The organism is Nitrosomonas sp. (genome assembly GCA_016703745.1).
Taxonomy (GTDB): domain Bacteria; phylum Pseudomonadota; class Gammaproteobacteria; order Burkholderiales; family Nitrosomonadaceae; genus Nitrosomonas.
The window spans coordinates 371,117-397,852 of record JADJBK010000006.1; the positions used below are offsets into that span (position 1 = coordinate 371,117).

A 26,736-nucleotide genomic window follows, 5' to 3' on the forward strand; every position below is an offset into this window, starting at 1 on the left:
AAATGCCGACATCAACAAAACAGCAGCGTGGCGTGGTACTCGTCACCGGGCTGATTTTTCTCGTCATTCTGACGTTATTGGGGACGACTGCGCTGCAGGGCACCGTGCTGGAAGAGAAAATGGCCGGCAATCTGCGCGACGAGACGCTCGCCCTGCAGGCAGCGGAAGCGGCGTTACGTTCAGGCGAAATTTTTCTGGAGCAGGTCACGCTTCCAGTATTTGCAGGTTCAGATGGGCTTTATCACTATGCCAGTGACGCCACGGCTGCGCCAGATCCCAAAAACTGGAGTAGCTGGGAATCCATTGGGCTTGCGGCGGGCAGCAGCATGGATGGCGTTGCCAGCCAGCCACGCTACATTATTGAGCAACTGGCGAATGTTCCGCAGCAAGGCAACAAAGGAAGCGCGCAGCAATCCGGAACATCCCCCGATGACGAGATGTTTCGCATTATTGCACGCGGCGTGGGAGGGACGGCAAGCGCAGTCGTGATCCTGCAAAGCACGTATCGCCGTTAATGAACAACAAGGAGCGCAAGATGAGAACGATTTACTCCCTGCCAGGAATCAGTGTTTTGTTATGTCTGCTGGCGCTGGTTTGGGCGCCGATACGGGCGCAGGCAGCCCTGGCTTTGTCGGATGTGCCCCTTTTTCTAACGACGGCGGTTGATCCCAACGTGATTTTCACGCTGGACGATTCCGGCTCGATGCAGTTCGAAATCATGCCGGATGAGCTGATAATCAGTGATACAAGATATGTTTTTCCCCGTGCTGATGGTATTTACGGCAGCACTGACTATCAGAATCGGGTAGTGGGATTTGATGCCGATAACTGGCGCAGCGCATCATTACGCTCCAGCGATGTCAACAAAATTTATTACAACCCGGCGGTGCGTTATCTGCCGTGGAGCAATGCGGATGGCACCTTGATGGCGAATGTTTCGCCGACTTGCGCGCCCCATAATCCGTTCAACACTGCCAAAGGTTGTCGTGATCTGACGCTGAACAATACCCAGAATGCACGCTGGTTACAGAAGGAGGGAGTAGTAACTGATTTTGAGGACAGAACATTTTATCCCGCCGTCTATTTCCGCTACAACAGCGGCGCAGTCAACTCCACCAGCAGTTATACCCGGATCGAAATCAAATCCAGCGTCAGCAGTTATGATGGCAGCGCGGAGCGTACCGATTGCACTGCCGCGCCAATTTGTACTTACGCGGAAGAAATCCAGAATTTCGCCAACTGGTATAGTTACTACCGTTCCCGGATATTGCTTTCACGTGCGGGAGTGGGGCGCGCCTTTACCCTGCAGGGCAACAATATGCGGGTGGGGTTTGGCGCGATCAACAAAAACAGCAGCACCATAGATGGCATCTCGACCCCCACCCTGATTACCGGAGTCAGGCAGTTTGCGGGTGCGAACCGGGATGATTTTTTCGCAAAGCTCTACGGACATACCATTCCAGCAGCGGGTACGCCATTGCGCAAGGCCACGCAAAGTATCGGTGACTATCTGAAACGTACCGATGAGAAGGGGCCGTGGAGCACGACTCCCGGAGAAAATGGCGGCACCCAGCCGGTTTGTCGGCAAAACTACCATATTCTAATGACCGATGGCACCTGGAGCGGATCGGATCCTTCCGGCATAGATAATTCGGATAATACTGCGGGCAGCACGCACGTTAACCATTTTCCGAATGCCTCTCCGGCCAGCTACCAATATTCACCGGCGCCACCTTATGCGGATAACCACAGCAACACCCTGGCGGATGTGGCAATGCATTACTGGAAAAATGATCTGCGGCCCGATTTGAACAACAAAGTGCCGACCAATGCTAAAGACCCTGCTTTCTGGCAACACATGGTGAATTTTACCGTTGGATTGGGCGTGAGCGGCTCGTTAAGCGAACTGCCTGCCAGCGCAAGTGGCTGGCCAGACCCCGCAGTGAGTTCCCTTCATAAAATTGATGACTTATGGCATGCGGCGGTCAACAGCCGGGGAGAATTCTTCAGCGCGCAGGAGCCCGCTGCTTTTGCCAGCGGATTGAGCAATGTACTGGTAAACATTACTTCAAGAACCAGCTCGGCGGCGGCAGTCACGACCAATACCAGCCGGCTGAACACCGGCGCGCAGATTTATCAGGCCAAATTTAACAGCGCCGACTGGAGCGGACAATTGTTTGCATTTAATCTGCAACCGGACGGATCACTCGGCGCAGTGCAATGGGAAGCTTCCAGCCAGTTGCCGGGGCACGCCAGTCGCAAGATTTTTACGCATAACGGCTCAACCGGGCTGGCGCTTACTGCTGCCAGTTTTTCATCATTGTCCACGGCGCAGCAAACGGCGTTAAACAGGAATATCCTCGGTGTCGATGACGGCAAGGGGATGTTGCGGCTCAACTGGCTGCGTGGGGACAGAAGCAGCGAAATGGCAATGGGCGGCACCTTCCGCAACCGCAACAGCGGATTGCTCGGCGATATCATTAATTCAGATTTGTTGTACGTCAAGGCATTGAATTTTAATTATAATTCCATGCCTGTGGGTACACCAGGCCAGGAGAGTTACCAAGCCTATGTGCTCGCCAACAAAAATCGCTTGCCGGTTGTCTACACCGGCGCCAACGACGGTATGCTGCATGCGCTGAATGCAGATACCGGTCAGGAGTTGTTTGCCTATGTTCCTGCTGCGGTTTATCCCAATCTGAGCAAGCTGACGGCAGCCGATTATGCGCATCGTTATTTTGTCGATGGGAATACTTATGCGGGCGATGCTTATATTGATTCCTCGTGGAAGACAGTTTTGCTGGGCGCGCTTGGCGGGGGTGGAAAAAGTATTTTTGCACTCGATATTACCGATCCAGTCAACTTCTCGGCCCCGGATATCTTGTGGGAATTTACCGATCCTGATCTCGGATTTGTACATGGACAGGCCAAAATTGCGCGTCTGAAAAGTGGTGATTGGGCGGCCATCATCAGTAATGGTTATAACAGCGGCAGCGACAAGGCGTATCTGTTTATCGTCAATTTGCAGACTGGTGCACTCATCAAGAAAATTGCGACCAATAACAGCACCAGTAACGGGTTATCCAGCCCTGCGCTGGTCGATACCGACAACGATAAAATGATCGATACGGTTTATGCCGGTGATTTACAGGGTAATGTCTGGAAGTTTGACCTCTCCCACTCGAATACCTCCCAATGGGGAGTGGCCTATAAAACCGGCAGTAATAACATGCCCCTGTTTACCGCCAGAAATGCCAGTAACCAGGTGCAACCGATCACCTCTCCATTGGAAATCGGTTTTCATAAAAACGGGGGTCATGTGATTTTCTTCGGTACGGGCCAATTCATCGCCTCGGGCGACAATACCGATACCAGGGTACAGAGTTTCTATGGTATCTGGGATAACGGCAGTAGTCACATTACCGCCACGGATCGCAGCGTGCTGCAGCAACAAACCATTGTGAGCGAAACGCTATTGCCGCCGTTTGAACGCACGGTCAGCACTAATTCGATCAACTGGGCAAGCAAACGTGGCTGGTATATCGACCTGCTGCAGCCGCCCACACCAGGAGTCGCACAAGGAGAGCGTTCGGTAGTTACGCCGATGCTCAGTTTCGGACGGATTATCTTCACCACGCTGATTCCTTCGAATGATCCCTGTGAGGCGGGTGGACGCAACTGGCTGATGCTGTTGGATGCGCAGACAGGTGGCATGATGACGGGCGCGGAGTTTGATACCAACGGCGATGGCAAAATCAATAGCCAGGATCGTATCATCGCTGGCATCAATTCAGACGGGATTCGCAGTGAATCGGTGGCGATCAGTGCCGGCAGCCTGATTCATTTGATTGCAGCTACGACCACTGGTGCAGTGGAAAATATTACTATCAAAAATGATGCGCCACCACCACGCCGTTCGTGGAAACAGATTCAGTAAAGTATCGACCTGTTTATTCGAAAAAGAGGATTTAAAATGAAGCAATTACTAATCAATACTCGTGGTTTTACGCTGGTTGAACTGATGATTGTCGTGGCGATTGCCGGCATTCTGGCTTCGGTTGCTTATCCGTCCTATGTTGATAGCGTGCAGCGCGGTAACCGGGCGGAAGCACGTGGCATCCTGCTGGAAATAGCGCAATCGCTAGAGCGTAATTTTACCGAAGCCAACCGCTATGACCAGAATAGTGCAGGTAATGCGTTTACATTGCCCGTGGCGCAATCTCCCAGAACGGGCGCGGCTAAATATACGATTCAGTTTTCAGCGGGTCCCACGCAAACCACTTACACCCTGGGCGCGGTGCCAGCTGGTACGATGACAGGTGATGCGTGCGGCACTCTGACATTGACCCACACTGGAGTGAAAAGCGCAGGGGGTACGGTTGCGGATTGTTGGCAACGCTGACAAAAAATTTTCCCGGTCAAAAGTTGCCAAGTCTCTCAAAATTCTCTTTCTCCCTTCTTTGGTTTGATTATTGCCAGTTTTTACTGGCAATAAATCACAGCTCTCCGATAGCATAAATTTTATATCAGCAATTGCTGCTTCTCGCGCCATTCCTTACGTAATTTGATAGTCAGATTTGCCGGATTACAAAATATCATTACACCCGATATGAGTAAGGTGATGAGTTGAGTATCGGGGTGTTTGACAGTTATTTCCGCTTCTAGTACATTTCTTCCCCGTGGATGAGGGTATTCCGCTTTTGTCCATATTCTGTTCAGAAAACTCTAAAATTAGCGGTGGTTTTATTATTCGCCAATGATGGGTTGCTGGCATGGAAAATGGTTAAAGTAGCTGCTTGACCAGTTTCTTTCCTGGGCAGATTGCAATATCAAAATTTGTATTCGGTTTTTTTATCAACAAAAATAATCCTAATAGGGTAAAAATATGCGTAAATTGCTTTCTTTTCTGATCCTTGCTTTAGCTGCTGCTCCTGCCTTTGCCGAAGTTAATGAAATTCCAGAACCAGGAATCATGGCGTTGTTGGCTGCTGGTGTTGCTGGTCTGGTCATGGCTAAACGTAGAAAATAATAATCTGCTACCGGTGCGCTTCCGCGCACCGGCCTATCCCCAATGTACTCGATTTCTGGTTTTGCGGTCTTCTTGCGTGTTTTTGTCTGAAAACTTACGCTGTGATCGTTTTCAGGGTGGTATTTGGATACTGCTCCTGAAACTGGATACTTTGGTATCTGTATAGGTATCGAGGATAGAACTAATAAAAAATATGAGTGCGGGAGAAAAATTAGTATGCCACCCGTATTACAGAATTTAGCCGCCTGTAACGTCAAACAAAACTTTCATTTTCTGGAGATCAATCATGACTACTAATCCCGCACCGATAGCCGACATCAAGTTTCAATACACGGGTCCTGCCAATATTCCGAGTTACTTCGATATCAATTTTCTGGATACTTTTTTTCAAGATGTTTTTGGCGCCAGTTCATATGATGGCTGGTGTATTGATCGTGACATCAGTCTGGATACACAGGGAGGCACTGCTACGCTTAAGGCCAGCGTGTATTCTATTTACGAGCTTGGTTCCGGTATATCGGCTTTTCCTACTCTTGAGATTCCACAAAACCTTGATAAGGTCAACTGGCTGTTGAATCAGCATTTCAGCACGCAAGGCTATACCTTTGGTGAAGTTCAGGCGGCAATATGGGAGCTGGTGGGCGATTCCTATGTGGGCAGTACGTCTATCGGAACGGTTGATCCTGTCAAGATACAGGAACTGATCAATCTGGCTAACACCAATGGCAGCGGATTCAAACCGGATATTACCGATAACGACAATACCAACGATTTTACGTTGTTAATGATTGCGCCATTTAAAGCCGACGGGACACCGCAGCAGCCTACTGTTGTTCAGGTTAAATCTGCTGCACTCGGTGATTATGTGTGGCACGACACGGATGGCGATGGTATCCAGGATACAAATGAAGTGGGTATAGCCGGTGCGATCGTTCGATTGGCGCGTGATCATAATAATGACGGCACTATCACGGATGATGAGGTATTGCAAACCACGACAACAGACTCGAATGGGCAATATAAATTCACTGGCTTGACTCCGGGCCTGAACTATCAGGTGCAGTTTTTTACGCCTGCCGGTTTTGACGCTGCAAGCCCTCGTCAACAGGGTGCAGATACCAGCCTGGATAGTGATGGTGCTTTGTCTGATATCGTCGTTCTGTCTGCTGGAGAGTGGAATAAATCGATTGACTCCGGATTTTATAAACAGGCATCGTTAGGTAATTTCATCTGGTTTGACGGTAACCAGGATGGCATCCAGAATAATAATGAAGTGGGTATCGGTGGCGTTAAATTAACATTGACGGGGACAACTAACGGTGGTCAGGCGGTGACGCTGACAACCACAACCAATTCAGATGGCAGTTATCTGTTTTCCGGATTAGCTCCTGGTTCCTACCAGGTTAGCGTGGATGCAAGCAACTTTGCAGCAGATGGGGCGCTGGAAGGATTCGTTGCAACAGGAGTAAACCAGGGCAATGATATTACGCTGGATAGTAATGATCCAACCCAGGCAATTAGTTTAAATTCTGGTGACTCGAATCTGACGGTAGACTATGGATTTTATGATCCTGCCGTACCACCCAATGACAAAGCGATTATTGGTGACCGGGTATGGGAAGACAAGAACGCCAATGGCATTCAGGACAGTGGGGAAGACGGCATAAGTGGCGTCACAATCCAGCTGAAAGATGCAGGAGGCAACGTCATCGGCACCACCACCACGGACAGCAGTGGCAACTACAGTTTTGAAGTGACGGCGGGCACCTACTCGATTGGTATCACACCACCTGCAGGCTATGTTGTTTCCCGCTTGACCAGGGCAGTAATGATGCGGCTGACAGCGACATTGATCCTGCGACGAACATGAGCGCGAATGTCACGGTAGCGGCAGGCGAGACCAACAACACGCTGGATGCGGGACTGTATCGCCTGGCTCAACTGGGCGACCGTGTCTGGCTGGATGAAAACGGCAATGGTCAGCAGGATGGCGGCGAAGCGGGTAAATCCGGCGTCACCGTTAACCTGCTGAACAATGCGGGCGCAATTGTTGCCACCCAAACGACGGACAGCAACGGCAACTACCTGTTTACCAATCTGGTGCCGGGCACCTATTCGGTAGAATTTGTTGCGCCATCGGGCTTTGAATTCACCGTCAAGGACAGTGGCGCGGACGCCAGCGACAGCGATGCTGATCCGGCCACGGGTAAAACGGGCACCTACACCCTGCAATCCGGCGATGACAACCGCACCGTTGACGCGGGACTCAAACTGATTCCGCAACCTGCTTTTATTGGTGACCGGGTATGGGAAGACAAGAACGCCAATGGTATTCAGGACAGTGGGGAAGACGGCATAAGTGGCGTCACAATCCAGCTGAAAGATGCAGGAGGCAACGTCATCGGCACCACCACCACGGACAGCAGCGGCAACTACAGTTTTGAAGTGACGGCGGGCACCTACTCGATTGGTATCACACCACCTGCAGGCTATGTTGTTTCCCCGCTTGACCAGGGCAGTAATGATGCGGCTGACAGCGACATTGATCCTGCGACGAACATGAGCGCGAATGTCACGGTAGCGGCAGGCGAGACCAACAACACGCTGGATGCGGGACTGTATCGCCTGGCTCAACTGGGCGACCGTGTCTGGCTGGATGAAAACGGCAATGGTCAGCAGGATGGCGGCGAAGCGGGTAAATCCGGCGTCACCGTTAACCTGCTGAACAATGCGGGCGCAATTGTTGCCACCCAAACGACGGACAGCAACGGCAACTACCTGTTTACCGATCTGATACCGGGCACCTATTCGGTAGAATTTGTTGCGCCATCGGGCTTTGAATTCACCGTCAAGGACAGTGGCGCGGACGCCAGCGACAGCGATGCTGATCCGGCCACGGGTAAAACGGGCACCTACACCCTGCAATCCGGCGATGACAACCGCACCGTTGACGCGGGACTCAAACTGATTCCGCAACCTGCTTTTATTGGTGACCGGGTATGGGAAGACAAGAACGCCAATGGTATTCAGGACAGTGGGGAAGACGGCATAAGTGGCGTCACAATCCAGCTGAAAGATGCAGGAGGCAACGTCATCGGCACCACCACCACGGACAGCAGCGGCAACTACAGTTTTGAAGTGACGGCGGGCACCTACTCGATTGGTATCACACCACCTGCAGGCTATGTTGTTTCCCCGCTTGACCAGGGCAGTAATGATGCGGCTGACAGCGACATTGATCCTGCGACGAACATGAGCGCGAATGTCACGGTAGCGGCAGGCGAGACCAACAACACGCTGGATGCGGGACTGTATCGCCTGGCTCAACTGGGCGACCGTGTCTGGCTGGATGAAAACGGCAATGGTCAGCAGGATGGCGGCGAAGCGGGTAAATCCGGCGTCACCGTTAACCTGCTGAACAATGCGGGCGCAATTGTTGCCACCCAAACGACGGACAGCAACGGCAACTACCTGTTTACCGATCTGATACCGGGCACCTATTCGGTAGAATTTGTTGCGCCATCGGGCTTTGAATTCACCGTCAAGGACAGTGGCGCGGACGCCAGCGACAGCGATGCTGATCCGGCCACGGGTAAAACGGGCACCTACACCCTGCAATCCGGCGATGACAACCGCACCGTTGACGCGGGACTCAAACTGATTCCGCAACCTGCTTTTATTGGTGACCGGGTATGGGAAGACAAGAACGCCAATGGTATTCAGGACAGTGGGGAAGACGGCATAAGTGGCGTCACAATCCAGCTGAAAGATGCAGGAGGCAACGTCATCGGCACCACCACCACGGACAGCAGCGGCAACTACAGTTTTGAAGTGACGGCGGGCACCTACTCGATTGGTATCACACCACCTGCAGGCTATGTTGTTTCCCCGCTTGACCAGGGCAGTAATGATGCGGCTGACAGCGACATTGATCCTGCGACGAACATGAGCGCGAATGTCACGGTAGCGGCAGGCGAGACCAACAACACGCTGGATGCGGGACTGTATCGCCTGGCTCAACTGGGCGACCGTGTCTGGCTGGATGAAAACGGCAATGGTCAGCAGGATGGCGGCGAAGCGGGTAAATCCGGCGTCACCGTTAACCTGCTGAACAATGCGGGCGCAATTGTTGCCACCCAAACGACGGACAGCAACGGCAACTACCTGTTTACCGATCTGGTGCCGGGCACCTATTCGGTAGAATTTGTTGCGCCATCGGGCTTTGAATTCACCGTCAAGGACAGTGGCGCGGACGCCAGCGACAGCGATGCTGATCCGGCCACGGGTAAAACGGGCACCTACACCCTGCAATCCGGCGATGACAACCGCACCGTTGACGCGGGACTCAAACTGATTCCGCAACCTGCTTTTATTGGTGACCGGGTATGGGAAGACAAGAACGCCAATGGTATTCAGGACAGTGGGGAAGACGGCATAAGTGGCGTCACAATCCAGCTGAAAGATGCAGGAGGCAACGTCATCGGCACCACCACCACGGACAGCAGCGGCAACTACAGTTTTGAAGTGACGGCGGGCACCTACTCGATTGGTATCACACCACCTGCAGGCTATGTTGTTTCCCCGCTTGACCAGGGCAGTAATGATGCGGCTGACAGCGACATTGATCCTGCGACGAACATGAGCGCGAATGTCACGGTAGCGGCAGGCGAGACCAACAACACGCTGGATGCGGGACTGTATCGCCTGGCTCAACTGGGCGACCGTGTCTGGCTGGATGAAAACGGCAATGGTCAGCAGGATGGCGGCGAAGCGGGTAAATCCGGCGTCACCGTTAACCTGCTGAACAATGCGGGCGCAATTGTTGCCACCCAAACGACGGACAGCAACGGCAACTACCTGTTTACCGATCTGGTGCCGGGCACCTATTCGGTAGAATTTGTTGCGCCATCGGGCTTTGAATTCACCGTCAAGGACAGTGGCGCGGACGCCAGCGACAGCGATGCTGATCCGGCCACGGGTAAAACGGGCACCTACACCCTGCAATCCGGCGATGACAACCGCACCGTTGACGCGGGACTCAAACTGATTCCGCAACCTGCTTTTATTGGTGACCGGGTATGGGAAGACAAGAACGCCAATGGCATTCAGGACAGTGGAGAAGACGGCATAAGTGGCGTCACAATCCAGCTGAAAGATGCAGGAGGCAACGTCATCGGCACCACCACCACGGACAGCAGCGGCAACTACAGTTTTGAAGTGACGGCGGGCACCTACTCGATTGGTATCACACCACCTGCAGGCTATGTTGTTTCCCCGCTTGACCAGGGCAGTAATGATGCGGCTGACAGCGACATTGATCCTGCGACGAACATGAGCGCGAATGTCACGGTAGCGGCAGGCGAGACCAACAACACGCTGGATGCGGGACTGTATCGCCTGGCTCAACTGGGCGACCGTGTCTGGCTGGATGAAAACGGCAATGGTCAGCAGGATGGCGGCGAAGCGGGTAAATCCGGCGTCACCGTTAACCTGCTGAACAATGCGGGCGCAATTGTTGCCACCCAAACGACGGACAGCAACGGCAACTACCTGTTTACCGATCTGATACCGGGCACCTATTCGGTAGAATTTGTTGCGCCATCGGGCTTTGAATTCACCGTCAAGGACAGTGGCGCGGACGCCAGCGACAGCGATGCTGATCCGGCCACGGGTAAAACGGGCACCTACACCCTGCAATCCGGCGATGACAACCGCACCGTTGACGCGGGACTCAAGGCGGTTCCTCATTCAGTCTGTCTTACCTAAAACTTCAATGGCAGTTCACCGACAGATGGGTCTGACGGTAACAGTCGCAGTTATACCGTGGAAGGCGTGACTGTGACGGCGACTGCATGGAGTCGTGATAAAGCTAATGACGCCTGGAGTAAAGCCTATCTGGGTGCATACAATGGTGGTCATGGTGTGACCGATAATAGTGAAGGAGATGGGTCCGGCAATAAACATACGGTTGATAATGTCGGTGGCCGTGACAACTTCGTTGTGTACCAGTTTTCAGAGAATGTCGTCGTTGATAAAGCTTTTCTGGGCTATGTTAGCGGGGATAGCGACATCCAGGTCTGGATTGGATCTTCTGCAACACCACTTACCAATATGAGTAATGCCGTATTGAGTAATCTTGGATTTACAGAGGTTAATACCACGACATCTTCATCGGCACGTTGGGCCGATATTAATGCCGGAAATTTATCCGGTAATGTGTTGGTGATCGCGGCTGACACCACGGATACATCTCCTGAAGATTACTTCAAGATTCAACAGCTCGTGGTATGTACGGAAGGTGGTCATCCGCCCGCAGAAAAAGCGAGTATTGGTGATCGAGTCTGGGAAGACAAAAACTTCAATGGTATTCAGGATGCCGGTGAAAGCGGGATCAAGAATGTTGCGGTCAAGTTGCTGAATACTGCGGGAAATGTCATTGCTACCACCACTACCGGTAACGATGGTCAGTATCGTTTTGATGGTCTGGATGCGGGAGACTATAAGGTTCAGGTAGTCGCGCCTTCCGGGTACTACTATACCAAGCAGGATAAGGGCGGCAATGATGCGCTTGATTCTGACGTCAATAGCGGTGGAATGACGGGTGTTTATACACTTGCCGCCGGACAGGAAAATCTGACGGTCGATGCAGGGCTTTATCGCAAGGCCAGTATTGGTGATCGAGTATGGGAAGATTCCAACCACAATGGTATTCAGGACAAAGGTGAATTCAACATCAAGGGGATAAGAGTTTCGCTCCTCGATGCCAATGGCAACATTATTGCGAATACCACCACCAATTCATCCGGTAATTATTTGTTCAGTAATCTGGATCCAGGTACCTATAGTCTGAGATTTGATAAAGCGGATGTGAAGCATTATAGCTACTGGAACAGTTGGGCCAATATGAACAACTGGAAATGGGGTGCCAAAGATGTCGGCAGTGACGACAATAAAGACTCGGATGTCAATAATTCAGGTAGTTACACACGTTACGCCTACACCGCGAAAACATTCCTGGAATCTGGCGAGAATGACATGCGTTGGGATGCCGCTATCACACCAATCGTGATCGATTTGAACGGTGATGGCATCAAAACTATTGCGCGTGCGGATTCACAGGGTGTATTCGATTTGTTTGGTAACGGTAAAAGTGTTCACTCCGGTTGGGTGTCCGGTGAGGATGGTTTGCTTGCGATCGACAGAAATGGCAATGGTGTAATCGATGATATTTCCGAGTTGTTTGGTGGCACGACTCAGGGTGAAGGCTTTGCCAGGCTGGCTGAATTCGATACCAATGGCGATGGCTGGGTAGATACAAACGATGCCGACTTTGCCAGGCTGCTTGTCTGGCAAGATAAGAATGGCGACCATCAAACCGATCAAGGTGAATTGATCAGTTTAAATAACGCTGGCATCGCCAGCCTCAGCACCAGCTTCAGTGAATTGCCGTTTGTCGATGCACAAGGTAATCTTCATCTGGAGAGAAGCGAGGCTATCTTGCAAAACGGCCAGTCAGTAGATATGACAGATGTTTACTTCAATGTGTCTCTGGAAGATGCGACTGATGCCGGTGTTCAGACATCAAGCATGCTTGATCTTTTGGGTGATACTGTGCAGGCGGAAGTAGTTAACACGCATCTCTGGATGGTGTAATTTAATGATGCTCAGTCGCTGATATATTCTCTGGCGTTGTTGGCGACCGGGTCATCGATCAGATCGCTGTTATTTGTACACAGCCTGTTATTTGAATAAAGTAACAGGCTGTTTTTATTGTGTGCCCAGCATGGGCGCGCTTCTGCGGGTGTAAGTCCCGCCGTAAGTTGATCACAACGAACGAAGTGAAGCGCAACTGCGTGAGGGCGACCGAGTAAGAGACCACGAAGCTCTCGTGATCAAGGCGACGATGTATCGGGAATTGAAAGTGCTGGGTGCGTCAGAGATCGCCCGGTGCGGACCCGCATACCGGGTGGTGTGGCAGGGGTGCCTCCTAAGAATGGAGGCTCCCTATGCCGATTTCGTTGGTTTATTCAGAAGCAGTCACGCTAATCTTTTTAGGTTGCACGGATTCCCGTTTGGGGATAGTAATCTCCAGCACACCGTGTTTGGATGCTGCCGAGATAGCGTCAGGGTTGGCGGTATCCGGTAGGCTGAAGCGGCGATAGAATGAGCCATAAGTTCGTTCTACGCGTTTATAACCTTCCTTCTCTGTTTTTGCTTCTGTTTGTTTTTCACCTTTAATAGTCAATACGCCGTTTTCCATGCTGACATCTATTTCCTCCGGTTTAACGCCCGGTAAATCAGCATGCAGTACAAATTTGCCTGCTTCTTCCTTGATATCTACAGCTGGCGCCCATTCTGCGGTTGCCGAGGAACCATCTCCGCCAGCATCATCGCGCACCCGCTCCAATTCACGTTGTAACTGTGTCAACAAACCCCAGGGTTCGTATTTTGTCATTGCCATGTTAGCCTCCATATCGAAAAAAATATCCACTAACAGGTTGCCGCGAAACCACATACCCAGCCAACCTGAACCTGAATATTGACGGAACGAATTCCTTGATCTCTACAGGACAGTCAGTATTTCAATCAGGATGTTCTATCAACTTCAGTAAGAATATAAGGCTGGCCAGGCTATTTTCAAGTAGGCGCAAAAAATCGTTTCTTTAGAGGGGTATCAGGTTGTCTGCAGCCAATCCTTGCCAATTAGAAAGTCGCTGTACAATCTGGCTTCGGGAGTACCTGCTTCGGGTGACCAGTTGTAGCGCCATTTGACAATTGGTGGCAGTGACATCAGGATGGATTCAGTGCGCCCTCCGGTCTGCAATCCGAACAACGTACCACGATCCCATACCAGGTTAAATTCAACGTAGCGTCCACGACGATATGCCTGGAAATCCCGTTCGCGCTCGCCATAAGTAATATCACAACGCTTCTGTACAATGGGCACATAAGCGGCCAAAAAATGATCACCGACGTTCTGGGTGAGATGAAAGCAAGTTGTAAAATCCGGCTGGTTAAAATCATCAAAAAAGATTCCACCGATCCCACGCGGCTCCTGGCGATGTTTTAAGTAAAAATAGTCATCGCACCATTTTTTGAAGCGCGGGTAATAATCGCTACCCGTAGGATCGAGCGCACGCTGGCAGGTCTGATGAAAATGTATGGCATCTTCCTCAAAACCATAATAAGGGGTCAAATCCATGCCCCCACCGAACCACCACACCGGCTCAGCACCTTCCTTAATTGCTTCGAAAAAGCGTACATTCATGTGCACGGTAGGTGCATAAGGATTGCGTGGATGCAGTACAAGCGAAACACCTGTAGCCTCAAATGCCCTGCCAGCCAGCTCCGGACGCGCAGCCGTTGCAGAAGCGGGAAGACCGCTTCCATAAACATGCGAAAAATTTACACCGCCACGTTCCAGTATGTTGCCTTCTTCGATTACGCAACTGGTACCGCCGCCACCCTGTGGTCGCTCCCAGCTATCGCGCCGGAATTTTTTGCCATCCATTTCCTCCAGTCCGGATACGATCCGGTTTTGCAAATCCAGTAAATATGCTTTTACTTCCCCGCTGTTCATATTCTCTCCTTGATGAAATTCTTCGCCATTTTACCTGCGAGCCTTGTTATTCTGAATGATCTTGTCCTACTCTACGCACGATTGGCGCAACCTGCGATTTTCATACCCATGATAAACTCTGAAGTTACCTTTTGAGGAAAAAACAATGTCAGGCAATTCGATTGGAAAACTTTTCAGCGTCACATCTTTTGGTGAATCCCACGGACCGGCAATTGGCTGTGTCGTCGATGGATGTCCGCCAGGGCTTGCCTTGTCAGAGCAAGATATACAACTGGAGCTTGATCGGCGCAAACCCGGCACATCGCGTCATGTGACACAGCGCCATGAAACCGATCAGGTGGAGATTCTCTCTGGAGTATTTGAAGGACACACCACGGGCACGCCTATCGCCCTGCTGATTCGCAACATTGATCAACGCAGCAAGGATTACAGCAAAATCATGGATGTTTTCCGCCCTGGTCATGCGGACTACACCTACTGGCAAAAGTATGGTATTCGCGATTACCGTGGCGGTGGTCGCGCTTCAGCGCGTGAAACTGCCGTACGTGTCGCCGCCGGGGCCATAGCAAAAAAATGGCTGAACCAGCACCATGGCGTAAATATTCGTGGTTACATGGCACAACTTGGTCCCATTTGCTTACCTTTTAAAGATTGGGAAGATGTGAGTCAGAATCCTTTTTTTGCAGCAGATAATTCGCGCGTAGCAGAGCTGGAAGTATTCATGGATGATCTGCGCAAATCGGGAGATTCGATTGGCGCCAGAATTACGGCTGTAGCTGAAGGGGTACCCGTTGGTTGGGGTGAGCCGGTATACGACCGACTTGACGCCGAAATTGCTCATGCCATGATGAGCATCAATGCTGTCAAGGGTGTTGAAATTGGGGCAGGATTTGAGTGCGTTACGCAGAAAGGTACTGAGCATTCCGATGAAATCACCCCGGACGGATTTGTGAGCAATCATGCAGGCGGTATTTTAGGCGGTATTTCTACCGGGCAATCAATCATCGTCAATGTCGCCGTTAAACCTACTTCCAGCATTCGCCTGGAACGACGCTCCATCGACAAGAATGGACATCCTGCCATTGTGCAGACCCATGGCCGTCACGATCCCTGTGTTGGTATTCGTGCTACACCAATCGTGGAAGCCATGCTCGCGCTGGTATTGATGGATCATGCATTACGACATCGCGCACAGAATAGGGATGTTGTTTGTCAAACCCCGCGTGTGCCGGCGAGTATCGCCGACCACCATCCAGTCGCCAGAGACCATCAGCAACCCATCCTGACCGAAGATCCGGAACCGGATGAAGCATCCTGACGTTCTGCAAAATCTGTCCTGACTGTTAATCTGCCTGCCCACTGCAAGGCAGTATGTTGTGGAATACAATGGTGAAAGTCGTGCCTGTATTGGGCACACTGAGTGCTCGTATCTTGATATTGTTGTTTCTGGCGGCTATCTTGACCAGAGACAGTCCGATACCGCTGGATGAACTGTTATGCACCACTGCTCTGGATGAATAAAAATATTCATTAAAAATATTGGGAAGGTCTTTCTCTTCAATACCAATACCATGATCTGTGATGGCGATACTCCCCTCGTTATCCTCAAAATTGACTGTCGAAATGACTTCCACAGAAGAATGGTCAAGAGAATAGGTAACCGCATTTGAAATAATATTTTCCAGAATAATTTCGATCTGATCCGGGATGCCGGCTACCAGAAAATCCTGAGTGACGTGATTAAGTTTGATATTTCTGGTACTTGCAACTGGTTCTAGCTTGTCGATAGCTTTTGTGATTACTGCTGCCATGCTGATCTGTTCCATCCTTTCCTGAGTATGCACAGATGCTTTTAATCGCTCTAACCGGAGCATATCCAGGATCAGTCTTGACATGCTGGCCCCACGTTTATCGATTCTTGCCAGCACTTCCTTAATATCTGCAGACACCTCTCCGCAGTAGCCGCCATTGATCAGATTAATCTTGCTGCGGATGGCATCCAATGGCGCCTTGAGCTGATGCGTTACCAGCATGCCGTACTGGTCCTTGTTAAATTGCGCTTGTTTCACCTGTTCCATCGCTTCCTTGAGATGCTGTTCATGCGCACGTACCACAATCGACAAACGTGACACCACATACCAGACAATCAGAAACAGTGAATTCAGCGATGCCATCCATAGTAGAACTCTTCCCTTATTCAGGCTTTCATCCGGAACTGCCTGTGCACCGACCATGATGGACTGATAAACATAAATAAACATGCCGCTTTCCGAGATGAGCAGGGTGGTGTACATCATCACGACAATCACCAGAACAATCAGACTCTCGATCGCGGAAAAAAAGATACATGCCAGTGCAATATGCAGGATATAGAAAAATGGTGCTGGAGTGGCCGTACTGCCAACATAGTGCACGACAATCGACAGACAAATCAGGTCAACAATAATCTGCGCCCACAGATTGACTGATGGAGAGTTGTAACGGGAAGGTTCGCCGAAGTCAAGTGCATAAATATAGACAAAATTTGCACCACTCAAAATAATGCTGATAGCGAGTGGCCAGGTCTGATTTTCCTTTACTCCCAGCCAGGCAAGCGTTTCTGATGCGGTCAGAAAGAATATCTGCAGCAGAATAAGCCCGGCAACCACCGCCCACCTGAAAATGATAAACCACCGAATGTTTTCGACCAGTATCTCATTACTGAGTTTGTGACCTTTTTCCCTGGCGGCAGTAATATCGAACTGATGATTACGATCGCCCCAGGAAAAATTGATTTCAGCCATCGCCAGTCACGCTAGGCAGAGCCAGGCAGTTTGCTGGGGTCGCGATCGAGCCGGTCACGAATAATCGATAGCAATACAGCAGGTTCTACCGGTTTTTCGATGATACAAACCCATTCCTGTGATTTATCTGCAAAGTAGGGCAGGATCATATCGCCCAGTGAAGTCATGAAAATAGCCTGCATACCGGGGAACCGTTCATGCAATTCCATGTAGGTTTTCAGACCGGCATCCATAGACTCGACCATAACATCCAGAATCGCCAAATCAGGAACAGACTCCTTATTATTCAATGCATCAATGAAACTGGCTGATGTGTGATAACTATCGACTTCATACCCACTCATCGTCAGAATCCGCCTGACGGTATCACGAATATCAGGATCATCATCAATGTGCGCTATTTTTTGTGGCATGTTATTCCTCTGATTAACAGTTCCCGCGTAACCCGGACTTACGGATCAGCGATCATTTTTTTGAGGCCACTACTCTATGGCACCCGGGAAAATACTAAACCTAACGGTTCAGTCTAGCAAGAATTTTCACGCTTAATCAGTCTTTTGTATTCCGCCTTGATACTGGGTTGCGTTTCGCTTATCTGGGCTGCTGGTCATGCGACTAAACTATCATCACACCATATAAATTGTCAGAATAATTTGTATTTAAAATAAACTTTTGTGAAATTAGATTCACCCATGTTTTAATTATTAACTAATTTAATCTAATTTTCAAGGTGTTATATGAGATTAAAAATCTGGTTCGAGCTTCTTCTTAGAGAAAGATGAGTCCTATGATACGGACGAGTATGAGCACCAACAGGCTGAACATGCTGAATTGCAGTGACAGTTTGCTAAATACATTTAACTCTCACCCTTTACTTTTTTTGGAGGGCCGCGTTTCTTCGTCTTAAGTTCACGACCAGTCATTGCTGTTAATTTTTCGACCTAATCCTCCGGGCCAAATGGTCGGGTATTGCAATACGAGGTAAGCGAGCCATGCTGACAGCATTGAATAATTAGTATATTTGGTAAACTGTCACCGTAATTGAATTGCAACGTGGCCGGAATTAAAGGGTTACGGTGACAGTTTACTAAATATACCGATTATGCAACATTGCTAGCATGGCATAGTTAGTGTATTTAGTAAACTGTCACCGTAACCACCGTAACCACCGTAACTCGGAATTAAAAAGCAGCGTGCTATAAATACCATCGTGTAATTCACCATTTGGGTAAACTGATATTGTTCAGGTTGTTCCATTTATTCATGCCGTTAGTTATCGCGGATAACGGTCAACTGAGGTTTCTAGGTTCAAGCATGAATCCGTGACGGCTTGATCAGCGACTCGGCGGGGATACCCAGTTCCCGGTTCAGTTTCCAGATCATTTTCAAAGTCAGCGCGCGTTTGTAGTTCAGTATTTCGTAAACCCGATTGCTTTTGCCGATCATGGGTTCAAGATCCTTCACGGTAAGCCCTTTTTGCTCCATCTCAAACTTGATCGCTTCGACTGGATCGGGTAAATCCAACGGATAGTGCCTGGCCTCATAGGCCTCCACCAGAGTGACCAGCACATCCAGCTTTTCACCCTCCGGCGTATCGGGAGCGGCTTTCATCAGCGCTTCAATCTCTTTCAGCGCCGCTCGGTAATCGGTATCGGTTCTAACAGGTTTAATATCCATTGACTTTGATTTCCTTAATTCCTAACTCTTATTAGACAAGCTGCGCATCAATCAGGTCGTATTGCGCGTGTGTGCCAATAAAACGAATGTACACCACGCGATAGGCATAGTTAATCCAGACTACCAGCCGATACTTATTGCCAGCGATGTTGAATATGACTCTACCGTCTTTGATAATGCTGGCGTTCTTAAAATCCTGTTTGACCGCAGACGGGGATGCCCAATCGGCCTTCAGCGTATGCCGATACCAGGCAAGAACCGGTTGCATGGCATCGCTATAAGCGGGATTGCTTTCCCAGAATGCCTTTAACGTGGACAGCGCGATGACTCTCATAGCGCCAATGATAGTCCCGTATTGGGACTGGTGCAAGCGCTTATGTACGAAAAGTCGATCAGGGCACGAAGCGCCGCCAGAGTACAATTCTGACACCGGTTTGCAGGTGTGGTGATTCTCCTTGGCACGTCAATTGGAATCGTGCCACAATGTTTTCAATTATGCCAAAATTGATAACACAAACCGAAGTGCGACTTGATCCTCAGGGCCGGTTGGTCATTCCTGCGCCGCTCAGGCATTCGCTCGGATTTGAATCCGGGGATAGTCTGATTGCTCGTATGGAAGATGGCCGCTTGATTTTGGAAAAAGCGGAGACAATCAAGCGGCGTCTCAAGAATCGTTTCGCCCAGTTGCCGCCAGGCGCCAGCCTGGCTGAAGAATTGATTGCAGAGCGGCGGGAGGAAGCAAAACGGGAAATTAAGGAATGACGGTTATTCTTGATGCATCGGCTTTGCTGAGTTTTTTGCAAAATGAACCGGGAAATAATCAAGTGGAAGCGGTTTTGCCGGAAGCCGTCATTTGCAGTGTTAATTGGTCTGAGGTGGTACAAAAAACGATAGCGGCGGGTGTCGATATCTGAATCGCCCCGGTTTTTCCGGAGACTATTTGCCTTGAGCCAAACCGCATCGACTGACTCTCTTGGATTCCTTGATTCCGGTAACAGTTTACTAAATATACTTAACTCCCACCCTTTACTTTTTTTGGGGGCCGCGTTTCTTCGTCTTAAGTTCACGACCAGTCATTGCCGTTAATTTTTCGACCTAATCCTCCGGGCCAATTTGATGCAGAATTATATCGGTGATCGGTTATTGATCAGAGGCTCCTTAACAGACCGTAGGTTGGGGTGACGACAGGAACCCCAACATGGAGAATCACGCCCTCCAGCATTTTTAACCGAATTGGCCTTTGTCGTTGTCGATCATTAACTGTTTTGCTGGCCCATTACCTTGCTTTTGTGGCTTACTGGGGGCTGAATGGTTGTCGTGTTGGGGTTCGTACCTCACCCCTACCTACGCGCTGTCACCGTAACGCCACCGTAACGCACGTGCGACAATTTGTCACATTGACAGGATCGGTTTTTGATGTAGATTGATTGGGGCAACTTCACGTTTCATTCGTCAGCAATGGTAGAAGATAAATTCTCCGAATATAATTTTTACTGGAGATAATAAAATGTCGATATCAAAAACTTTGTGTGTTGGTTTTCTGGCTGCATGCTTATATGGAAATTTCGTGTTCGCACAAGAAGTTATTAAGGATAGTTATATTATCCTTTTTCAAAAGGATGCAGGGTTGATTGATCCGCCTAACCCCGATAATGCAGGTAAGGTTCCGGTGGGTCAGCCAACTTCCGGTCAAAATAAAGAAGCGCTTGCTGCCACACTGGAATTGAATGGTGAAATTGTTGCGATTCTTGAAACCAGCAATGGCATCGTTGTGAAAATGAATGAACAGGAAGCTCAAAAATGGCGTGATGATGGACGTGTTATAAGTGTTGAGCCTTCAATGGAAGGCGCATGGCCAGAAACTGGAAATGATCCAGACGACTATCCGGTATATCGTGATAATACGCTGACCATCCCACGGGTTGATACTGATCAACAGGCAGGAATATTTCAAGGGGGCGTTTTTCAGTATGATTCGTCAACCAATGCCTGGCGGTTGCAGAGTCACCGGGTGGCGCCTGTAGTTGATATTTTTCTGATAGAAAGTGACGGGGTGGAGTTAATCGTTACGGAAACTTTTCCGGTACAGGTATTCTTGAAAGTAAAAGGGAATTTTTCCAATGGCTGTCACGCGCCTGGAAGAGTTGATCATCGTTTGAAGGATAATCGTTTTGAAATTGTAATCAGTACCGCAAATCTGGTTTCAGACAATGATCCTCCACAAGTCTGTACGACTGCACTGGTGCCTTTTGAAAAAATTATTCCTTTGCCTGTATATGGTTTATCTGCTGGGAATTATGAATATACGGTCAATGAAAAAGTGACGGGTAGTTTTGAACTAAAGAGCGACAATAATTTACCTGACTAGATTCACAGGCCGCCAGTAAAAGATTTGCTGGCGGCCTGGATTGTAGCCCGGTCAATTTGAAGACGGTATTCAGAAATTATTTTACACAGACGGCACGGACCTGATGAATATCGGTGATGCCCTGCAGGACTTTCTCGATACCATCCTGCTTCAGGGTGCGCATGCCTTCCTGCAATGCGGTGGCCAGCATTTCCGCCACCCTGGCATGTTCCTGGATATTTTTTTTCAGGGCATCCGTTGCGGTCAGCAGCTCATGCAGGCCAACGCGGCCAGCGTAGCCGGTGCCAGTGCAATGGTCACAGCCGACGGCTTCAAACAGGGTAATTTTTCCATTCTCATCGCCATATTGTTCAACCCAGCGCGATCTGATTTCATGCGTGGCTGCTTCGGGGTTGGTTTTGAAGTGATCGGTATTTCTCAGTTCTTCGCAATATTCAGTCAGTAATGTTTGAATTTCTTCGTCGCTGGCGATGTGCCCTTGTTTGCATTTACACAGGCGTTTTGCCAGACGCTGCGCGAGAATACCCAGCAGGGCATCGGCAAAATTGAACGGGTCCATGCCCATGTCCAGCAGGCGAATGATGGATTCGGGCGCACTGTTGGTGTGCAGCGTCGCAAAGACCAGATGGCCGGTGAGTGACGCTTCGATGCCAATGCTGGTGGTTTCCTTGTCACGCATTTCCCCCACCATGATAATGTCTGGATCCGCGCGCAGAAAGGATTTCATGATGGAGGCAAATGTCAGCCCTGCCTTGGCGTTGATCTGAACCTGCCGCAGTCCCTTTTGCGTGATCTCGACCGGATCTTCCGCCGTCCAGATTTTGGTTTCCGGCGTGTTCAAATATTTAAGAATGGAATGCAGCGTAGTGGTTTTACCGGAACCGGTCGGGCCACATACAAAAAACAGGCCATACGGTTTCGCCACAATAGATTTGAGTGTGTTCAGGTTGTGAGCAGTGAACCCCATTTTGTCGAGCGGGATGGGCTCACCTGCGGCGAGAATCCGCATTACAACATCTTCCACGCCACCAGCCGAGGGGATAGTCGCTACCCGTAATTCGATATCAAGTGGCGCAAATTTGCGAAACTTGATTTTGCCATCCTGCGGTTTGCGTTTTTCGGAAATATCGAGGTCACACATGATCTTGATCCGGGTGACCAGTGGATTGCGGTAGCTGGCAGGAACTTCAATATAGGGCATCAGGGAACCATCCTTGCGAAAACGAATGCCGGTTTTTTCCTTGCCTGGCATGGGCTCAATGTGAATGTCCGACACTCCGCGCTTATGCGCATCCATGATGATTCGGTTCACCAGTTTGACCAGCTCGTTATCTGCGGCAGCGGAAACTTCATCGGCTTCTTTCTCGACCGTATCTTCAGCTTCATCGGATAAGCCAGAAAGCATGGTATTGATACAGTCACCCTCAACAGGCGCATCGCTGCTGCCATAAAATAAATCAAGAGTGGCGTAGAATTCACGCTGTGTGCAAACGCTATAGATAATATTTCGTTTGGGAAAAATCTGGTTGACGATACGTAACGCCTTGATTCTGTCGGGATCAAGTGTCAGCACAGTCAGTCCTTCTGCACCATCGTCGATTGGCAGCCAGTTATTGCTTTCTGCAAATTCTCGTTTAATATTTTTCAATAAATCAAGAGGCTTGACCCGGTCGGCGCGAAAGGGTTCGTAATGAACTCCAAAAAATTTCGCCAGTGCGTTTCCAATCTGCGTGGGCTTAATACCAAATGGATCGATCAGCACGTCTTCGAGATTGCGACCGGTTTCCCGTGCCTGCCGTGTTGCCAGCGCAAATTCTGCGGCATTGATGGCATCTTCGATAATCAGGTGGTCGTAACGGGTTTTGCCGAGTAACTGCTGTTTCTGGCGCTGTTTAAAAGCCACAGCCAGTGTCTGGCAGATTTCTTCCAGGCTCTCCACAACTGTGAGCGAAAAGGGTTGATCATCCTTGCTATTGATTACCTGCACAACCCCAAATAATTCATGTTCACCTGCGTGCAGGATGGGCGCTACCATCATCTGCTTGGTGCGGTAACCGGTTCGTTTATCCACTTCCTGCAGAAAACGCAAATGTTCACCGAGTACGTTCAGTTCGCTCCGGTCATAAACATCGTGTAAATTGACTGTTTTTTTATGTAAGCTGACATAACCGGCGACGCTGTGTTCATTGATTGGCAATCGTAGGTCCTGGAAAGTATCCAGTCCCGTTTTGATCCGCGCAGTGATCGCTGATTTATCTTCGCTGGTGGTATAAATGGTCAGGCGATCGGCATTAAACAGCGTGCAGATATCTCGGCTGATATCGGGAAGAATTTCATCAATATGGACTGCCGCATGAATTTTATTAATAACTGCTCGCAAATTACCGGCGAAACCAAGGGAACTATCATCACGTATTGGCTCTTTCTCGCGTGGCTCTAAAGCCAGGGGTGTATTCATTTTGGACTGTCCTGAAACTAAAATTCAAATAGCTGCTGACAGAGCAGTCTTTTCGGGTGTAACCCACTGACACCGGCTGTAATTTCTCGCATAGTCTGCTCGGCGTCTTCCTGTCGCAGATGGGTAATATAAATATCGACATCCCGCTGCAATTTTTTAAATTCTTCGATCAGTAAGGCCGGGCAAAAATGCTTAGAGCGTATCGCTATATCCTGCTTGGCATTGCTAAAAGCGGATTCGATAATCAGGTAATGAAGGTTATCGATCTGATTAATCGTTTCCCAAAAAGGATCGTGTGACGTCGTGTCGCCCGTGAAAGCCAGGCTGGCCTGACCGGAATCGAGCCAGAAACCAACCGATGGTACAGTGTGATTGGCCGGCAGGGGGGTAATGCGGCGACCGTTCAGAACGATGGCCTTACCCACACTGAAAGGTTCCAGACGCATATAAGGACGGGTGGTATCGGGTATTTTTGTGAAATCCGGCCAGATATGCCAGTTGAAGATATGTTGCTGCAGGCTATCCAGCGTGGCTGGCAGGGCATGCACAACCAGTGGCTGCTCACGCTGGCAACCAACGGTATCCACCAGAAACGGGATGAAGGCGATGTGATCCAGATGGGCATGTGTCACAAATACGTGGTCTATTTTCAGCAACGCTTCCAGCGACAGATTGCCTACGCCTGTACCCGCATCAATCAGAATGTCTTCATCCAGCAACATAGCCGTAGTGTGGGCACCTCCTCCTATTCCGCCATTACATCCGAGCACTCTTAATTTCAAGATTCTGCCTCCTTGTTAGGTCAATTTAACCTGAATAACCAGCGTGTTTGAGCTGAAACAGCGAGGGATTTCGGGGTGTTTTCTGCCATTCAGATAACGGCACCGGTAAGATGTTCTGTTGCAACAGTTGATAGACAATGAAACCGAGCAGCATTTGTTGCAATGTGCGGCTCAATTATGCCGACCAGATACTCTGTGGTAACGTGGTATTGATAAACCGAGTGCATTTGAATCAGTATCTTCCTGCTGGTGTCGGCACCATCAACCGACACGATACTTTTAACATGAAATACTTACTTTTAAAGTGAGTTTACTCACAGCGCACAGGACATTCTGACCACAATTCTTTTCAGGGGATCTCTAAAAAGAGACAGTCAGCGATAGATACGTCGCACGGTTATTCGTTAAACAGGAATGCCCGTATTTCATCGCGCTGGCGCAGTGTGTCCTGGTATCCCATATCAATCAGGGCCTGGCAGTAGGGTGCTTCAAACAAGAGGTAACTCAGCATGGCAGCCCCATTGGGCCCCATTGCGCCAACGGCATGATAAAGGTAACGTATGGTGCGCGGCAGGCTGCTGGCATGAAGTTGCGCAAACTCGGCAACATCCTGGCTGGGGCGAACGATCATGGAATGTACCTCGCGCAGCGAGGGTACGCTCTCCTTGTGGGCAGGGGGAATCAGATTAATGGTCTGATTGATGCGCTGCAAACGTTCCATATCCACATCAAGGCTATCCACGAAAATGCTGTTCAGCACATGCCCGGCTATCTGCGCTAATGGCGGATAGCTGGTTACTTTTTGACGATCGCATGGTTGATCTTCTTTTCCATTTACTCCGATGACCAGCACCCGTTCCGCACCCAGGTGTAACGCTGGACTCAGCGGTGCGAGCTGCCGCATCGAGCCATCCCCAAAATATTCACGATTGACGCGAATAGCCGGAAAAACGAAAGGGATGGATGCGGAAGCTACCAGATGCTGCAGCCCGATTCGAACCGGCACACCAACTCGTTGTGCGCGCTTCCAGGGAGTGACTTCCGGGCAACCCTGATAAAACGTAACGGATTGACCAGAGGCGTATCCCCAGGCAGTAATACCCAGTGCATGTAGTGCACCGGCATGAATACTTCTACGAATGCCACGGAATGGAAGGCGGCATCCCAGCAGCCGCTTGAGTGGCAGGTTATCCAGAAGTGATACCGGTTTGCCTGCCATGTGCTTGAAGGTCAGTGAACCTAAGCTGCGCAGGGTATTCTGGAGTACGCCCAACAGATCGGAACGATAGACCTGGTCAGTATGCAGGTTCCCCCACACGGTTTCGAGCTGTCTGATCCCCTCTGAAAAATGGGTTGCGGACATGGCGATACCCGCAGCATTAATTGCGCCGGCAGAAGTCCCGCAGATAACTGGAAAGGGGCTGTAAGCATGTGTCGGCAACATTTCTGCTATGGCGCGTAATGTCCCTACCTGGTAAGCCGCACGAGCTCCTCCGCCCGTTAACACCAGACCCAGTCTGGGTTTTTGTGAATACTTATGAATCAGTTCGCTCACAAATGGATTTTTTTTCTCTGACTTTCCAGGGCATCGCGTAACGTTTCTTCAGGAAGTGCATTCAGGCAGGCTGATAGTTGGCTGGCGGTCTCGCGAATATGACCAGGAAGATTGCCAAAATTCAGGCTGGATACAAAAGATGCCGTTGCCCCTACGGTCTTTAGAAGATGGTGGCGTTCTCTCATCAATATTTCAACTTCTGTGCGTAGCATTGAAATTTCCTGTTTTCCCATTGCTGTATGCGGCATGATTTCTCCTCTATGTCTGAAGTTAGTGCGGGCACCTCGAGAAAACGCTAATCTCGCCGTATCCGTTATGTGCATAGGGACTATAGCAATATTCACCGAGCGGCATACAATAAAACTCACCGCCATTTGTGCTGCATTTCAGAAGACCGCCCGGATATGATCCGGCAAAAAGTATCCGATCCGACAGCGTATAATTGCCATTCTATTTTCAGGGTATTCGCTGGTACCCCTATTTCGTTACACCGAATCAAACTCA

Annotated in this window: 20 protein-coding genes and 1 pseudogene; 11 read left to right on the plus strand and 10 right to left on the minus strand. The window is 49.9% G+C overall.

Features of this window, described 5'->3' with window-relative positions; translation table 11 throughout:
• Nucleotides 1–2: 2 nt before the first annotated feature.
• The 7 genes from IPG31_02810 to IPG31_02840 all read left to right on the plus strand — a co-directional run bounded on the left by IPG31_02810 (nt 3) and on the right by IPG31_02840 (nt 12,682).
• Nucleotides 3–515, plus strand: a complete 513-nt coding sequence (locus IPG31_02810; protein MBK6617322.1) for a pilus assembly protein PilX — start codon at nt 3–5, stop codon at nt 513–515.
• Between the two features lie 20 nt (nt 516–535).
• Nucleotides 536–3,937 (plus strand): pilus assembly protein PilY, encoded by a 3,402-nt coding sequence (locus tag IPG31_02815; protein MBK6617323.1) that lies wholly within the window; start codon nt 536–538, stop codon nt 3,935–3,937.
• Nucleotides 3,938–3,988: 51 nt separating this feature from the next.
• A complete protein-coding gene (locus tag IPG31_02820) occupies nt 3,989–4,402 on the plus strand; it encodes a type IV pilin protein (protein ID MBK6617324.1) in 414 nt (137 codons plus the stop codon).
• Nucleotides 4,403–4,885: 483 nt separating this feature from the next.
• Nucleotides 4,886–5,029, plus strand: a complete 144-nt coding sequence (locus IPG31_02825) for a PEP-CTERM sorting domain-containing protein (GenBank protein ID MBK6617325.1) — start codon at nt 4,886–4,888, stop codon at nt 5,027–5,029.
• A 286-nt stretch (nt 5,030–5,315) separates the two neighbouring features.
• A complete protein-coding gene (locus IPG31_02830) occupies nt 5,316–6,899 on the plus strand; it encodes a carboxypeptidase regulatory-like domain-containing protein (GenBank protein ID MBK6617326.1) in 1,584 nt (527 codons plus the stop codon).
• Entirely contained in the window at nt 6,896–10,795 is a 3,900-nt protein-coding gene (locus IPG31_02835) for a hypothetical protein (protein MBK6617327.1), read from the plus strand. Before IPG31_02830 ends, IPG31_02835 begins: the two co-directional genes overlap by 4 nt.
• 57 nt (nt 10,796–10,852) lie before the next feature.
• The gene (locus tag IPG31_02840) at nt 10,853–12,682 is read left to right on the plus strand and encodes a carboxypeptidase regulatory-like domain-containing protein (protein ID MBK6617328.1); all 1,830 of its coding nucleotides are present in this window, start codon (nt 10,853–10,855) and stop codon (nt 12,680–12,682) included.
• 370 nt (nt 12,683–13,052) lie between these two features.
• Here the strand turns inward: IPG31_02840 and IPG31_02845 are convergent, their stop codons facing one another.
• Both IPG31_02845 and hemF read right to left on the minus strand, forming a co-directional pair.
• Entirely contained in the window at nt 13,053–13,490 is a 438-nt protein-coding gene (locus IPG31_02845) for an Hsp20/alpha crystallin family protein (protein MBK6617329.1), read from the minus strand.
• A gap of 213 nt (nt 13,491–13,703) precedes the next feature.
• Nucleotides 13,704–14,609 (minus strand): oxygen-dependent coproporphyrinogen oxidase, encoded by a 906-nt coding sequence (hemF, locus tag IPG31_02850; GenBank protein ID MBK6617330.1) that lies wholly within the window; start codon nt 14,607–14,609, stop codon nt 13,704–13,706.
• A 145-nt stretch (nt 14,610–14,754) separates the two neighbouring features.
• On the opposite strand from hemF, the gene aroC reads away from it, so the two are divergent.
• On the plus strand, nt 14,755–15,927 hold the full coding sequence (gene aroC, locus IPG31_02855; GenBank protein ID MBK6617331.1) for a chorismate synthase: 1,173 nt from the start codon (nt 14,755–14,757) through the stop codon (nt 15,925–15,927).
• 25 nt (nt 15,928–15,952) lie between these two features.
• Here the strand turns inward: aroC and IPG31_02860 are convergent, their stop codons facing one another.
• The 4 genes from IPG31_02860 to IPG31_02875 form a co-directional block, all read right to left on the minus strand.
• Entirely contained in the window at nt 15,953–17,392 is a 1,440-nt protein-coding gene (locus tag IPG31_02860) for a HAMP domain-containing histidine kinase (GenBank protein ID MBK6617332.1), read from the minus strand.
• 11 nt (nt 17,393–17,403) lie between these two features.
• On the minus strand, nt 17,404–17,805 hold the full coding sequence (locus IPG31_02865) for a response regulator (protein ID MBK6617333.1): 402 nt from the start codon (nt 17,803–17,805) through the stop codon (nt 17,404–17,406).
• Nucleotides 17,806–18,700: 895 nt separating this feature from the next.
• Nucleotides 18,701–19,069 carry a transcriptional regulator gene (locus IPG31_02870; GenBank protein ID MBK6617334.1) on the minus strand — a complete coding sequence of 123 codons (369 nt, stop codon included), beginning with the start codon at nt 19,067–19,069 and terminating at the stop codon, nt 18,701–18,703.
• A gap of 31 nt (nt 19,070–19,100) precedes the next feature.
• The gene (locus IPG31_02875; GenBank protein ID MBK6617335.1) at nt 19,101–19,403 is read right to left on the minus strand and encodes a type II toxin-antitoxin system HigB family toxin; all 303 of its coding nucleotides are present in this window, start codon (nt 19,401–19,403) and stop codon (nt 19,101–19,103) included.
• A 161-nt stretch (nt 19,404–19,564) separates the two neighbouring features.
• On the opposite strand from IPG31_02875, the gene IPG31_02880 reads away from it, so the two are divergent.
• The 3 genes and pseudogenes from IPG31_02880 (at nt 19,565) to IPG31_02890 (ending at nt 21,437) form a co-directional block, all read left to right on the plus strand.
• Nucleotides 19,565–19,831, plus strand: coding sequence for an AbrB/MazE/SpoVT family DNA-binding domain-containing protein (locus IPG31_02880; GenBank protein ID MBK6617336.1), 267 nt, complete (start codon nt 19,565–19,567; stop codon nt 19,829–19,831).
• Nucleotides 19,828–19,980 (plus strand): annotated as a pseudogene (locus tag IPG31_02885) (PIN domain nuclease). The gene IPG31_02880 and the pseudogene IPG31_02885 overlap by 4 nt, the downstream one beginning before the upstream one ends.
• 596 nt (nt 19,981–20,576) lie before the next feature.
• A complete protein-coding gene (locus IPG31_02890) occupies nt 20,577–21,437 on the plus strand; it encodes a hypothetical protein (GenBank protein MBK6617337.1) in 861 nt (286 codons plus the stop codon).
• Between the two features lie 76 nt (nt 21,438–21,513).
• Here IPG31_02890 and IPG31_02895 read toward each other — a convergent pair whose 3' ends face one another.
• The 4 genes from IPG31_02895 to IPG31_02910 form a co-directional block, all read right to left on the minus strand.
• Entirely contained in the window at nt 21,514–23,895 is a 2,382-nt protein-coding gene (locus tag IPG31_02895; protein MBK6617338.1) for a GspE/PulE family protein, read from the minus strand.
• 17 nt (nt 23,896–23,912) lie between these two features.
• Nucleotides 23,913–24,677: a 3',5'-cyclic-nucleotide phosphodiesterase gene (locus tag IPG31_02900; protein MBK6617339.1), complete on the minus strand. Its 765-nt coding sequence runs from the start codon at nt 24,675–24,677 to the stop codon at nt 23,913–23,915.
• A gap of 397 nt (nt 24,678–25,074) precedes the next feature.
• Nucleotides 25,075–26,232: a patatin-like phospholipase family protein gene (locus IPG31_02905; GenBank protein MBK6617340.1), complete on the minus strand. Its 1,158-nt coding sequence runs from the start codon at nt 26,230–26,232 to the stop codon at nt 25,075–25,077.
• On the minus strand, nt 26,229–26,480 hold the full coding sequence (locus tag IPG31_02910) for a hypothetical protein (GenBank protein ID MBK6617341.1): 252 nt from the start codon (nt 26,478–26,480) through the stop codon (nt 26,229–26,231). Before IPG31_02910 ends, IPG31_02905 begins: the two co-directional genes overlap by 4 nt.
• Nucleotides 26,481–26,736 lie beyond the last annotated feature (256 nt).